This is a genomic window from Ruegeria sp. N4 (assembly GCF_056531425.1).
The window spans coordinates 875,776-888,112 of the sequence record NZ_JBQFLT010000001.1 but is presented as its reverse complement, the minus strand read 5'-3'; the positions used below and the strand labels follow the sequence as shown (position 1 = coordinate 888,112).

At 58.9% G+C, this 12,337-nt stretch carries 12 protein-coding genes; 7 read left to right on the top strand and 5 right to left on the bottom strand.

The genetic code is table 11. The annotated features are described in order from the left end of the window. Positions 1-61: 61 nt before the first annotated feature. Positions 62-364: a BufA1 family periplasmic bufferin-type metallophore gene (locus ACR0LW_RS04410; protein WP_170449650.1), complete on the bottom strand. Its 303-nt coding sequence runs from the start codon at positions 362-364 to the stop codon at positions 62-64. Between the two features lie 221 nt (positions 365-585). After that, entirely contained in the window at positions 586-2,544 is a 1,959-nt protein-coding gene (gene thrS / locus ACR0LW_RS04405; protein WP_480881685.1) for a threonine--tRNA ligase, read from the bottom strand. A gap of 217 nt (positions 2,545-2,761) precedes the next feature. Between thrS and ACR0LW_RS04400 the strand changes: the two genes are divergently transcribed. From ACR0LW_RS04400 to ACR0LW_RS04385, 4 genes are all read left to right on the top strand, one after another. Further along, complete coding sequence (locus ACR0LW_RS04400) at positions 2,762-3,511, top strand: alpha/beta fold hydrolase (protein ID WP_480881684.1); 750 nt, start codon at positions 2,762-2,764, stop codon at positions 3,509-3,511. Next, complete coding sequence (locus tag ACR0LW_RS04395; protein ID WP_480881683.1) at positions 3,511-4,503, top strand: alpha/beta hydrolase; 993 nt, start codon at positions 3,511-3,513, stop codon at positions 4,501-4,503. Before ACR0LW_RS04400 ends, ACR0LW_RS04395 begins: the two co-directional genes overlap by 1 nt. Before the next feature lie 49 nt (positions 4,504-4,552). Next, positions 4,553-5,167: a hypothetical protein gene (locus ACR0LW_RS04390; protein WP_480881755.1), complete on the top strand. Its 615-nt coding sequence runs from the start codon at positions 4,553-4,555 to the stop codon at positions 5,165-5,167. A gap of 84 nt (positions 5,168-5,251) precedes the next feature. Continuing rightward, positions 5,252-5,968: an alpha/beta fold hydrolase gene (locus ACR0LW_RS04385; RefSeq protein ID WP_480881682.1), complete on the top strand. Its 717-nt coding sequence runs from the start codon at positions 5,252-5,254 to the stop codon at positions 5,966-5,968. On the opposite strand, the gene ACR0LW_RS04380 is transcribed toward ACR0LW_RS04385, so the two are convergent. Continuing rightward, a complete protein-coding gene (locus ACR0LW_RS04380) occupies positions 5,959-6,543 on the bottom strand; it encodes a DUF6151 family protein (RefSeq protein WP_480881680.1) in 585 nt (194 codons plus the stop codon). The two genes, ACR0LW_RS04385 and ACR0LW_RS04380, sit on opposite strands and share 10 nt — an antisense overlap. 5 nt (positions 6,544-6,548) lie before the next feature. Then, the gene (phaZ, locus tag ACR0LW_RS04375; RefSeq protein WP_170628501.1) at positions 6,549-7,820 is read right to left on the bottom strand and encodes a polyhydroxyalkanoate depolymerase; all 1,272 of its coding nucleotides are present in this window, start codon (positions 7,818-7,820) and stop codon (positions 6,549-6,551) included. A 112-nt stretch (positions 7,821-7,932) separates the two neighbouring features. On the opposite strand from phaZ, the gene ACR0LW_RS04370 reads away from it, so the two are divergent. The 3 genes from ACR0LW_RS04370 to phaR all read left to right on the top strand — a co-directional run bounded on the left by ACR0LW_RS04370 (position 7,933) and on the right by phaR (position 10,997). Next, positions 7,933-9,735, top strand: coding sequence for a class I poly(R)-hydroxyalkanoic acid synthase (locus ACR0LW_RS04370; RefSeq protein WP_170519586.1), 1,803 nt, complete (start codon positions 7,933-7,935; stop codon positions 9,733-9,735). 129 nt (positions 9,736-9,864) lie between these two features. Next, on the top strand, positions 9,865-10,311 hold the full coding sequence (locus tag ACR0LW_RS04365) for a phasin family protein (protein WP_170449690.1): 447 nt from the start codon (positions 9,865-9,867) through the stop codon (positions 10,309-10,311). Between the two features lie 134 nt (positions 10,312-10,445). Next, complete coding sequence (gene phaR / locus ACR0LW_RS04360) at positions 10,446-10,997, top strand: polyhydroxyalkanoate synthesis repressor PhaR (protein ID WP_170449693.1); 552 nt, start codon at positions 10,446-10,448, stop codon at positions 10,995-10,997. 49 nt (positions 10,998-11,046) lie between these two features. Here phaR and ACR0LW_RS04355 read toward each other — a convergent pair whose 3' ends face one another. Beyond that, a complete protein-coding gene (locus ACR0LW_RS04355) occupies positions 11,047-12,261 on the bottom strand; it encodes a DegT/DnrJ/EryC1/StrS family aminotransferase (RefSeq protein WP_480881679.1) in 1,215 nt (404 codons plus the stop codon). Positions 12,262-12,337: the final 76 nt, after the last annotated feature.

Genomic DNA, 12,337 nt, shown 5'->3' with positions numbered 1-12,337 from the left:
TTCATCGCGAAGAAAAGGGCGGGCGATATTGCCCGCCCCCAACGAGTCGTTTGGCCGAAGCTTATGCCGGCAGGTCGCGGTCCAGCTCTTCCAGCGAGCCTTGGCGCGGGGTGCCGTCTGCCTGTGCGGGCAGTTCGATATCGGCACAGGTGCCTGCATCGACCAAGGTCCATGCGTTGCCCTGATAATCAACGGTCGAGGTGCCCGCGCAGGTGGTGCCGGGGCCTGCTGCGCAGTCATTCTGACCAGCCAGCGAAACGCCATAGCACTTTTCTTTGGCCTGAGCGGTTGCTGTGGTCGCTGCACCCGATACGGCGGCTGCGACTGCGCTGGCGATGACAAGGGTTTTTGCTGTGTTCGACATCTCTGAAATCCTCTTGATGACTGGGTATGTCTGCTTGTGACAGTGACTAAGGTAGTGGGTAGTTGGCTACAGTTAAACTCACGAGCCCGTGTCTCACAACCGTGTCAGGGTACAGATTGGCCCCTTGCAGGTTAATATACTGTTTTTAAGAAAGAAAAGAGGAAATGTTACAATCCGACCCCTTCCGAGGGGTCGGATTTCCGGCGATATGGTGCCGAATGTTACAGCAGGTCGGGCGGGGTTGCGGCCTGGCCCAGCTCAATTGTTACAGCCTCAAGGGATTGAACCTGCGTCTGTTTTTCGCCAAGGCGGCGGACACTGACGGTGCGGTCTTCAACTTCACGGTGCCCGACGGCCAGAATGACCGGCACTTTGCCGACCGAATGCTCGCGGACCTTGTAGTTGATCTTCTCGTTGCGGATGTCGGCTTCGGCGCGGACACCAACAGCCTTGAGCGTTTCGACTACGTCCATCACATAGTCATCCGCATCCGAGGTGATCGAGGCGACAACGACCTGACGCGGGGCCAGCCAGAACGGCAGCTTGCCTGCGTGTTCCTCGATCAGGATACCGATGAAACGTTCAAACGAGCCAAGGCAGGCGCGGTGCAGCATGACCGGCGTGTGCCGTTCGCCATCCGCCGCGATATAGGTCGCGCCCAGACGTTCGGGGATAATGAAGTCCACCTGCAGGGTGCCGCATTGCCAGTCACGCCCGATGGCGTCGGTCAGAACAAACTCCAGCTTGGGCCCATAGAATGCACCTTCGCCCGGGTTCAGGTCATAGGCGCACCCTGCCGCGTCACAGGCCGCTTTCAGCAGCTCATCGGCCTTGTCCCATTGTTCGTCGGTTCCGGCGCGCACTTCGGGGCGATCCGAGAATTTGACCTTGAAGTTCTCGAACCCGAGGTCCTTGTAGACGTTGGACAGGAAGTCGAGGAACAGCTTGGTTTCATCCGCGATCATCTCTTCGGTGCAGAAGATATGCGCGTCGTCCTGCGTGAACCCGCGCACCCGCATGATGCCGTGCAGCGCGCCTGAGGGTTCATAACGGTTGCACGAACCGAACTCGGCCATGCGCAGCGGCAGGTCACGATAGGATTTCAGACCCTGCTTGAAGATTTCCACGTGGCAGGGGCAGTTCATCGGCTTGAGCGCGTTGACCGCCTTGTCACGTGCATGTTCCTCATCGACTTCGACGATGAACATATTCTCCTGATACTTGTCCCAGTGGCCCGAGGCCTCCCACAATTTGCGGTCGACGACCTGCGGGGTGTTGACCTCGACATAGCCACCGCGTTTCTGCTGACGGCGCATGTAGTCCTGCAGCATGGTGTAGATGGTCCAGCCGTTCGGGTGCCAGAAAATCTGGCCCGGCGCTTCGGGCTGCAGGTGGAACAGGTCCATTTCCTTGCCCAGCTTGCGGTGATCGCGCTTGGCGGCCTCTTCCAGCATGTGCAGGTGGGCTTTGAGCTTTTCCTTGCCGGTGAAGGCCACGCCGTAGATGCGTTGCAACATCTGGCGGCTGCTGTCGCCGCGCCAGTAGGCACCGGCGATGGACATTAGTTTGAACGCGTCACCCGGAACTTGTCCGGTGTGCTGCAGGTGCGGGCCGCGACACAGGTCCTGCCAGTCGCCATGCCAGTACATGCGCAGCGGTTCGTCGCCCGGGATGGCTTCGATCAGTTCGACCTTATAGGGCTCGTTATTGGCGGTGTAGAAATCAATCGCGCGCTGACGGTCCCAGACTTCGGTGGTCACGGTGTCGCGCTTGTTGATGATTTCCTTCATCTTTTTCTCGATCAGACCAAGGTCTTCGGGGGTGAAGGGTTCGGCGCGGTCGAAGTCGTAATACCAACCATTGTCAATCACCGGGCCGATGGTGACTTTGGTGTCGGGCCAGATTTCCTGCACCGCGCGCGCCATGATATGGGCCAGGTCGTGACGGATCAGTTCGTTGGCCTGAACTTCGTCCTTCATGGTGTGAATGGCGATGTCGGCATCAGCCTCGATGGGCCATTGCAGGTCCCAATGCTGGCCGTTCACCGTGGCCGAGATGGCCTTTTTCGCCAGCGAGGTCGAGATATCGGCAGCCACCTGCGCAGGCGTGACGCCTGCGTCATAAGAACGTGCATTGCCATCGGGAAAGGTGAGTGAGACGGATTTTGAATCCAGGGCCATGGTCTGGCTCTCCTCGTCGGTTTGGCGCCCACTGAACGCCCGGTTGCGGGTTATGTGTGTCTGGCTCGTTTGGCAGGCCGGCGCGTGTGTGTCAAGGGGCGGAGCGAGGGGCCAGCCCCTCGCGCTCCCCGAGATATTTTTAGCCAGATGAAGAGGGATCCTGGAATTGCACTTGGGGGTGGGGCGTGCATGATGATGAGAAAGGAATGAGGGTTTCATGGCAGCGACGAATTTTCTGAAGACGGCGCAGGGGCGGCGGCTGGCTTATCACAAGAGTGAGGGGGCGGGGCCGACCATCGTTTTTCTGGGCGGGCTGAAATCGGATATGGAAGGCACCAAGGCGGTGCATCTTGAGGCCTGGGCGCAGGCGCGGGGGCGGGCGTTTTTGCGGTTCGACTATTCGGGGCACGGAGAGAGTTCCGGGGCGTTTACCGATGGCTGCATCGGGGACTGGCATGAGGATACACTGGCTGCTGTTGCGGCATTGACCGAAGGGCCGTTGATCGTGGTCGGTTCATCCATGGGCGGGTGGCAGGCGCTTTTGCTGGCGCGGGCGAACCCCGAGCGGATTGCAGGCCTGGTCACAATCGCGGCCGCACCGGACTTTACCGAGGATGGGTATTGGGCCTCGTTCACTGACGCGCAAAAGGCGGCATTGGAGGAGGTTGGCCATGTCGAGCTGCCCTCGGACTATATGGAGCCTTACATTATCACCAAGCGGATGATCGAGGATGGGCGGCAGCTATTGGTGCTGCGGTCGGACTTGAACCTCCCGTTCCCGGTGCGGTGCCTGCAGGGAACGGCGGATACGGCGGTGTCCACGGAAACGGCTGTGCGTCTGCTGGAGCACGCGACCAGCCCCGATATGCGTCTGTTGCTTGTCAAGGATGCGGATCATCGGTTCTCGGACGGTCCGTGTCTGGGGCTGATCGAACAAGCGGTTCTTGACGTGATGGGGGAGGGCTGATGCGGTGTTTTGGATGGATTCTCGGGCGCCTGCTGTTGGCGCTTATTGTCGTGGGGGGCCTGATCTACTGGTTCGGACCGCGGGAAGAGGTGAACCTTAACCCAAGCTTTGATCCGCGCAAGTTTGGCGAGGGCGTTCAGGTCTATTTCGAAAGCACCGAAGCGGCCTATGACGATATCGTTCCGGGCGTCGAAAAGCGTGTGATCTGGCAGGATGGCTTCAACGAGCAGCGCACACCCTATTCGGTACTGTATGTGCACGGCTTCTCGGCCAGTTCCGAGGAAATCCGGCCCGTTCCCGACAGGGTCGCCGACGCGCTGGGGGCCAATCTGGTCTACACCCGCCTGCAAGGCCACGGGCGCGATGGGTCTGCGATGGGCGATGCAACCGCCTCGGGCTGGATGCAGGACATGGCCGAGGGGTTGGCCGCCGCGCGGGCCGTGGGGGACAAGGTGATCGTCATGTCAACCTCGACCGGGGGCACACTGGCTGCGGCGGCCGCGCTTGATCCCGAGCTGAGTGTGGATGTCGTTGGCATGGTGTTTGTGTCGCCCAACTTCGGCGTTAACACCCCTGCGGCCTTTATCCCCGGCCTGCCTTGGGCGCGGGAGTGGCTGCCGATTCTGATGGGGAAGGAGCGTGATGTATCCGGCCCGGATCCGGAAAAGAACAAATATTGGTCTTCGGTCTATCCGTGGGAGGCCGTGGTGCCCATGACAGTTCTGGTCGAAACGGTCTATGCGCTTGATTTCTCGGGCGCTCTGGTCCCGGCGCTGTTCTGGTTCTCGGATGACGATCAGGTCGTTCGCCCCGATCGGACCCATAAGGTGGCCGAGGCCTGGGGTGCTCCGGCAACGGTTGAGTTGGTCACGATGGGGCCGGGGGATGATCCGATGTCCCATGTCATCTCCGGCCGTTTGATGTCACCCGGGCAGACAGACCCAACGGTTGCCGGTATTCTGGATTGGTTGAAAGGGTTGGGGGTGCAATAGCCGCCCTTGCCGTTTCCGATCGGAGCCGATGATGCGTAAACCGGCCAGTATGTGGAGCCTTGAGACGCTGGGCCGTGTGCGCCTGTCGCGGCATTTCTTCATGCGGGACTTTCTGTATTCCGAGATTGGCAATTTTCACGAACGCCAGAACATCCCCGACAACCCGGATCTGGCGATTGAGACCGGGCGCGCCTTTTGCCAGACGCTGCTCGACCCGCTAGAGGAAACCTTTGGCCGAATAGCAGTGCGGTCCGGTTATCGGTCGCCGTCGCTGAACCAGTTCGGCAATGAAAACAAACTGAACTGCGCACGCAATGACAACCCTTTGGAATGTCACATCTGGGATCGCGACGAGGGCGCGGCGCGGATTGCCGGGGCCTCGATTGTGATCCCGTGGTTCACCGACCAATACGAACAGGGGCGCGATTGGCGCGATCTGGCGTGGTGGATGCATGATCATCTGGACTATTCCGAGATCTGGTTCTTCCCCAAACTCTGCGCTTTCAACCTCGTCTGGCGACCTGCGCCGATACGTCGGATCGACAGCTATATCGCGCCGCGCGGATGCCTGCTGCGGCCCGGAGCCGAGCCTGAGGAAACACTGGCAGCCCGGCAGGCCCGATATGCTGATTTTCCCAGTTTTCGCGGCATCACCTACCCGTGAAGTTTCGCTTGCCCGGTCGCGGCAAAACTCTCATTCTGGGGGAAAACGAAGGGGTTCGGATATCCGAACTGATGGAGGCCCCGCGTGATCGAGCCGCTGGTGTTGTTACCTGGTTTTATGTGTGACGCTCGACTGTTTCGCCCGCAGATCGACGTGCTGTCGCGCGAACGGGCCGTGACTGTTGCCCCCATTTCACTGGGAGAGCGGGTCGAAGAAATTGCATCGAGCCTATTGGATCAGTTGCCGCATCGGTTTGCGCTGGCGGGGCTTGCCTTGGGCGGTGTGGTTGCGTTGGAAATAATGCGGCGCGCACCGGATCGGGTGTCGCGCCTGTGTCTGATCTCGACCGATGCGCAGGCCGACACGCCGCAAATCGCGGCTGCACGCGAAGACCTGATCATTGGGGCGCAGGCGGGGCGTCTGGATGAGGTAATGCGCAAGGTCGTGGGCTCGGACGCGCTGGCGCCGGGGCCGCAACGGATCCCGATCCTGAACGATCTGCTCGCGATGGCGAGTGATCTGGGCCCCGAGGTTTTTGTGCGGCAGATGCGTGCCTTGCAAAGGCGACCGGACCAGCAAGGCACCCTGTGCCGGATCAAAGCGCCCAGTCTTGTCTTGGGGGGAAAGCATGACACGCTGACCCCTGCACGCAAACTCGGCTTTATGGCAGACATGATCCCGAACGCAGATTTGCACCTGTTGGACAATGCAGGGCATTTGCCGACGTTAGAGGCACCGGGCGTTGTGACCAATGCGATGCAAAGCTGGCTTCAGGTGCCGTCCAGACCCCGCTACGGGTAAAGCGCGTCGCGTTCGGATTTGTCGATCAGTTTGGGGGGCACCACAGGTTCGTCCGTCGCCGGGTCGAAAAACGGAGTTTTCTTCCAACTGCCGGACAGGCGGGATTTGGCAACACGTCGGACCAAGCCGACGATGGCCGGGCCAAGCCCCTCGTGCTTTTGCTTGCCGTTGGGTTGGGGAATGAACCCGCGCGTTGTGATCGGACCAAGGGCCGAGTTATCGGCGATCCGGGCGGCGATTACACCGGCAAATGGGAATTTTGGACCGCGTGGTGTGGTCGCAAGCGGCGCGTTGCAGCATTTGGCATACCAGCGCAACATGCCGTTGGGGCTGAGTTTCATTGCCGCCAGATGTTCATGGCCGGTTTCGATCACAAACTCTTCGGGGGCGATCTGGAAAACCTCAACCGGACCGGGGGCGGGATCGGGCTGGCCGAAATACAACTGAGCCGCGCGGCAATCATGGCAGAAGCACTCGGCATGCGTTGCAAGGCGCGCACCGTCACGCGTGATGCAGCCCGTCAGCTTGCCGCACTGGCAGGAAAAGGCGAGATCGGTTGTGTCGCTCTCGCCCATATCAATCACGCGACCTTGTTTCGGTTCGCGGCGCGGCGCTGTGGCTTGCGGCTGTTTTCATTCATGAAATCAATCACAAGCGGGCGAATGTTGTCGCGCCAGCTGCGCCCCGCAAAGATGCCATAATGGCCTGCGCCGGGCTCGACATGGCTGGCCTTTTTGCTGTCCGGCAGGCCGGTGCAAAGGTCCAGCGCCGCGATGCACTGACCGGGGGCCGAGATGTCATCATTTGCGCCTTCGACGGTTTTCACGGCAACATTGGTGATCTTGCTCATATCGACCTTGTGACCGGCCACAACAAATTCGTTGCGCGCAATCTCGCGGTTTTTGAAGACACGCTCGACCGTGGACAGATAGAATTCGGCGGTCATGTCCATGACGGCCAGATATTCATCGTAAAAGCGGTTATGCGCGTCGTGGTCCGAGGCCTCATCCCGGATCACTCGCTGGATCTGGTCCGAAAAGGCTTTGGAGTGTCGCTCGGCATTCATCGACATGAACGACGCCAGTTGCAGCAGGCCCGGATAGACCATGCGACCAACGCCCTTGTACTTGAACCCGACCCGCTGGATCATGGTTTCTTCCAACTGACCCATTGTCACCCTGCGGCCGAAATCCGTGACATCGGTGGGCGTCGCATCCGGATCGACCGGGCCGCCAATCAGGGTCAGAGTGCTGGGCTGCGCCTTCGGTTCCAGCTCGGCCAGATAGGCCGTTGCGGCCAGTGTCAGCGGCGCGGGCTGGCAAACAGCGACGACATGGGTATCAGGCCCCAGCTCTTTCATAAAATCGACAAGGTAGAGGGTGTAATCCTCGACATCGAACTTGCCTGCAGACACGGGAATGTCACGCGCGTTATGCCAATCGGTGATGTAGACCTCACAATTGACCAACAGACTTTTGACCGTGGAACGCAGCAATGTTGCATAGTGACCGGACATCGGCGCAACCAGAAGGACCTTCCGCTGTTGCTTTTCCCGCCCGTTTACCTTGAAATGGATGAGATCGCCAAAAGGGCGTTCCAGAACAGTGGTAATGTCGACAAGATGATCTTTGCCGTCCTCGCAGGTGAATGTACGGATCCCCCAGTCAGGTTTCACGACCATGCGCTGGAAGGTCCGCTCGGTCACCTCGCCCCAGGCGGCCATCCAGCTGAAGGCCGGGTTCGGAACCATCGCAAACAGGGGGTAAGAGGCCATCGCGCTGGCGGTAGAACCAAGCCATTGGTTCGTGTTGCGCATGGTCTCCATCAGGTCGTAGGTCATCATATAGCGCATGGAAGCTGCCTCCGGCGTGTAAGGCTAATAGTTTTGGACCATTCGCCGCTTTGCCCCCCGACACCCACGACGTTATTCTGCATAGCAGCGAGGTTAGGGGGATATTGTTAAAATGACAACAAGTGAAGACCAAATGCCTGACGTGACTGAAGAACATATTGAACGCCTTAAAGAAAATATGGACAAGGTCGAGACGCTGTCCAAGCGCCTGATCGAAATTATGGCGACAAAGAAGACCCATACCCCCGCTTTGGATGGTCCGAATCAAGAGCTTTTCGCAAGAGCAGCAACAGCCTACTGGGCCGAGGCGTGGCAAAATCCCGCCAAGCTGCTGGAACAGCAAATCGAATATTGGGGAAAATCGGTTCTGAACTTCGCCGAGGCGCAGCAGGCACTGGCCACGGGTGAGGTCGATGACGAGGAAAATGCGCCCGGAGACAAGCGTTTCTCGAACCCTATGTGGGAAACCAACCCCTATTTTCGCCTGATCCGCCAGCAATATCAGACAAACGCGCAGGCTATTGCGCAGGCTGTCGCCTCGGTCGACGATCTGGGCGACAAGGACAAGCGGCGGTTGCAGTACTTCTCGCAACAGATTGTCGACATGATGGCCCCGACCAATTTTCTGGCGACAAATCCTGACGCTTTGCAGAAGGCCGTCGAAACAGAAGGGCAGTCGCTGGTTCAGGGGCTCGAAAACCTCGTCTCGGATCTGGAGGCCAATGATGGAGAGTTGGTCGTAAAGTTGGCCGACGAGAACGCGTTTGAAGTTGGCGGCAATCTGGCCACCACACCGGGCGAAGTGGTCTATCGCAACCGCATGATGGAGCTGATCCAGTACAAGCCTACGACTGAGACGGTTTACGAAACGCCCGTGGTGCTGTTCCCGCCCTGGATCAACAAGTTCTATATCCTGGACCTGAAGGCGCAGAACAGCCTGATCAAGTGGATCACGGAACGGGGCTATACGCTGTTTGTCGTCAGCTGGGTCAACCCGGATGAAAGCTATGCCGAAACCGGCATGGAAGATTACATTCAGGACGGCTTTCTGACGGCGATCGAAGAGGCCAAGAAGATCTGCAAGGTCAAACAGGTCAACGCAATCGGCTATTGCATCGCCGGCACAACGCTGAGCCTGACGCTGTCCCTGTTGAAACAGCGCGGTGACAAATCGGTAAAGTCCGCCACGCTGTTCACGGCCCTGACCGATTTCTCGGATCAGGGGGAATTCACCCCGTTCCTGCAAAACGACTTCATCGACGGGATCGAGGAAGAAGTGAACAAAGAGGGCGTTCTGCGGTCCTGGATCATGGCGCGCACGATGTCCTTTCTGCGATCCCGGGATCTGGTCTATGGACCTGCCATTCGCAGCTACATGATGGGCGAGATGCCCCCGGCCTTCGATCTGCTGTATTGGAACGGGGACGGTGCGAACCTTCCGGCAAAGATGGCCGTCGATTATCTGCGCGGCCTGTGCCAGCGGAACGAGTTTGCGGGCGACGGGATCGAATTGCTGGGCCATAAGCTGAAGGTCAGCGACGTCGACGTTCCGCTGATGGCGATCACGTGCGAGACCGATCACATTGCCGCCTGGAAAGATTGCTATCGCGGCGTGCAGAAAATGGGCTCACGCTCGAAGACATTTGTGGTCTCGGAATCTGGTCACATTGCGGGCATCGTCAATCCGCCCAGCAAGAAGAAATACGGCCATTACACCAACCCCGAGATGAAGGTGGATTCCGACACCTGGTTGAAAGAGGCGGATTTCCACGAAGGGTCCTGGTGGCCGATGTGGGAGGCATGGCTGAAAAAGCGGTCCGGCAAGCAGGTACCGGCGCGTGACACGGGCGATTCGGATCATCCCGCCCTTGCACCGGCCCCTGGAACCTACGTTGTGGCCAATCCAAACGCCTGATTTCATTTTGAAACTAAAATTTTCTGCATTGCAGCAAAAAATACTTGCAATGCTGCAATGCAGAAACCATATTGTCCTCAAGCTGATGAAAGCCGGGGTGGGCCCGGTTCGGCAAAAAGGATTAGGACAATGGCAAAGACCCAAGACTTTACCGCGATCATGAAAGACGTCATGGGCGCATTTCCGGTAGACACCACCGCAATGGAAGGTGCCTTCAAATCGACCGCAGCCCTGAACGAAAAGCTGTCGGGCGTTGCACTGGACGCGGCTGAGAAATCGGCCGAGATCTCGAACAAATGGACCAAGGACACCCTGGCCAAGCTGAGCGAGATGTCGAAAGCAAAGGCAGAGCCTGCTGACTACGCCAAAGCGGCAACCGATTTCGCAAGCGCGTCGGCTGAAGTTGCAGCTGAAAACCTGGCCGCTTTCGCAGAAATCGCGAAAAAAGTTCAGACCGAAACCGTCGAGCTGCTGATGGCCGCTGGCAAAGACGCTGCTGAAGAAGCAACCGCAGCTGTCAAGAAAGCCACCAACGACGTGACGACTGCTGCAAAGAAAGCAGCCGCCGCCAAGTAAGAACGGCCGCGACAGGCACCTTATCCTCCCTACAGGTGCAATCGCGTTGGGCAGGTCCATTGACCTGCCCTTTCTTTTTGTGCTGCAGTCGCATAACCTGCGCTGCAACGCATCATCCTTGGGGAGGGTACAAGGTGTCGGACCAAGAAAAACCGCTATTGATCAAGCGCTACGCCAGCCGTCGGCTGTATAACACTGAGACCAGCGATTACGTGACGCTCGAAGACATTGCGGGGTTCATTCGGGACGGGCGCGAAGTTCAGATCATCGACCTGAAAACCGGCGACGACCTGACCCGTCAATATCTACTACAAATCATCGCAGAACATGAAAGCCGGGGCGAGAATGTGCTGCCGGTCAATGTGCTGAACGATCTGGTGCGCAGCTATATGGTGCCGGGCGGGGGTATGATGCCTCAGTTCCTGCAAAGCTCGTTCGAGATGCTGCGCGAAAGCCAAAGCAAGATGATGGAAAACATGAACGCCATGAATCCGATGTCGCAGATGCCCGGGTTCGACGCGCTGCAGGCGCAGCAGCAGGCGTTTTTGAAAGCCATGACCGGTGGTCTGTCCGGCGGCTGGTCCGGACCGGATAAGGAAGAAGAAAAGCCTGAGGCCAAGGAAGATCTGGACGACATCAAAAAGCAACTGGCCGAGCTGCAGAACAAGCTGTCCAAGTTGAACTGATACCACTATCAGAAAAAGCAAGGCCCGCATCGCGCGGGCCTTTTTCGTGTCAGGTGCCGTACACCGGAACCGGGCCCGTCACCTCACCGACCGAGGCCAGAAGGATGTCGGCGATCACATCCAACTCCTCGCGCGTCAGGCGGACGGGAAGGCGCACATCGCAGGCTTTCATCAGCATGTCGCGGGTCTGGGGCAGATCGAACGTTTCGGGCAGGAACTGCCAGTTCCAGAAGGCGCGGGCGTTGTTCTCGCTCAGACCAAAAACCTGAACCTTGACGCCGCGCGCGTCCGAGGCGGCGGCAAAGGCGCGGATCTCGTCCTCATCCAGCCCGACCAGATTGAACTGGATCGAATCCGGCGCGCGACGTTCGGGCGCCAACGGGGCAGGGACGTTGATATACGGAGAACCGTTCAGGCGCTCGGCCACATAGTCGTGGTTCGCCAGCCCATCTTTCACCCGACGCGCCAGTTCCGGCAGTTGCGGACGGATCACGGCGGCGCTGAGGTTGCTCATCCGCAAGTTATACAGCGGCAACTGGTTCTGCCAGCGGGCAAAGGCCTGCTCCAACTCGGGCGAGTTATCGCCGCGCGGGGTTTTGTGTTTCTTCCAGTTGCTCTCATACGCGCCGGACATGATCACGCACCGGGCCACCAGATCAGCATCGTCGGTGATCAAAATGCCGCCTTCACCTGCGTTAATCATCTTGTAGGACTGGAACGAGAAGCAGCCGATCTTGCCGATGGTCCCGATGTTGCGACCGTGCCATGTGGTGCCCAGCGAATGGGCGGCGTCTTCGATCACAGGGATGTCGCGCGCGTCACACAGCTCCATGATCGCGTCCATATCCGAGGTGTGGCCGCGCATATGGCTGATGATGACGGCCTGCACATTGTCCAGCTTGGCTGCGAAATCAGCCATGTCGATGCGATAGTTCTCGGCCACTTCGCACAGAACCGGAATGCATTCCGCATGCACGACCGAGGAGGGCACCGCCGCAAAGGTGAAGCCCGGGATCAGCACCCGTGCATCGCGGGGCAGACCCAGTGCCTTAAGCGACAGAAACAAAGCCGCCGAGCAGGACGAAATCGCCAAAGCGTATTTCGAGCCCAGAAGTTCGGCAAATTCCGCCTCCAGCAGTGCGACCGGCGCATTCTGTGGTGCGGTATAGCGAAACAGGTCGCCTGATTGCATCAGGGCATCGATGGCATCTCGTGCGGCGGCGGGGATGGGTTCGGCGTCGTGGACGTTGGGGGGCAGCGTCATATTTGGATTTCCCGAATTCTAACTTTCGTTTATTTAAATCAAGCGCGCAGCCCGTGCCAAGCCCCCAATCGCCGGA

Bases quoted from the DNA above. Each gene is read 5' to 3' on its own strand.
- ACR0LW_RS04410 (WP_170449650.1), bottom strand. From the start codon at position 364: ATGTCGAACACAGCAAAAACCCTTGTCATCGCCAGCGCAGTCGCAGCC.
- thrS (WP_480881685.1), bottom strand. From the start codon at position 2,544: ATGGCCCTGGATTCAAAATCCGTCTCACTCACCTTTCCCGATGGCAAT.
- ACR0LW_RS04400 (WP_480881684.1), top strand. From the start codon at position 2,762: ATGGCAGCGACGAATTTTCTGAAGACGGCGCAGGGGCGGCGGCTGGCT.
- ACR0LW_RS04395 (WP_480881683.1), top strand. From the start codon at position 3,511: ATGCGGTGTTTTGGATGGATTCTCGGGCGCCTGCTGTTGGCGCTTATT.
- ACR0LW_RS04390 (WP_480881755.1), top strand. From the start codon at position 4,553: ATGTGGAGCCTTGAGACGCTGGGCCGTGTGCGCCTGTCGCGGCATTTC.
- ACR0LW_RS04380 (WP_480881680.1), bottom strand. From the start codon at position 6,543: ATGGGCGAGAGCGACACAACCGATCTCGCCTTTTCCTGCCAGTGCGGC.
- phaZ (WP_170628501.1), bottom strand. From the start codon at position 7,820: ATGCGCTATATGATGACCTACGACCTGATGGAGACCATGCGCAACACG.
- ACR0LW_RS04370 (WP_170519586.1), top strand. From the start codon at position 7,933: ATGACAACAAGTGAAGACCAAATGCCTGACGTGACTGAAGAACATATT.
- ACR0LW_RS04365 (WP_170449690.1), top strand. From the start codon at position 9,865: ATGGCAAAGACCCAAGACTTTACCGCGATCATGAAAGACGTCATGGGC.
- ACR0LW_RS04355 (WP_480881679.1), bottom strand. From the start codon at position 12,261: ATGACGCTGCCCCCCAACGTCCACGACGCCGAACCCATCCCCGCCGCC.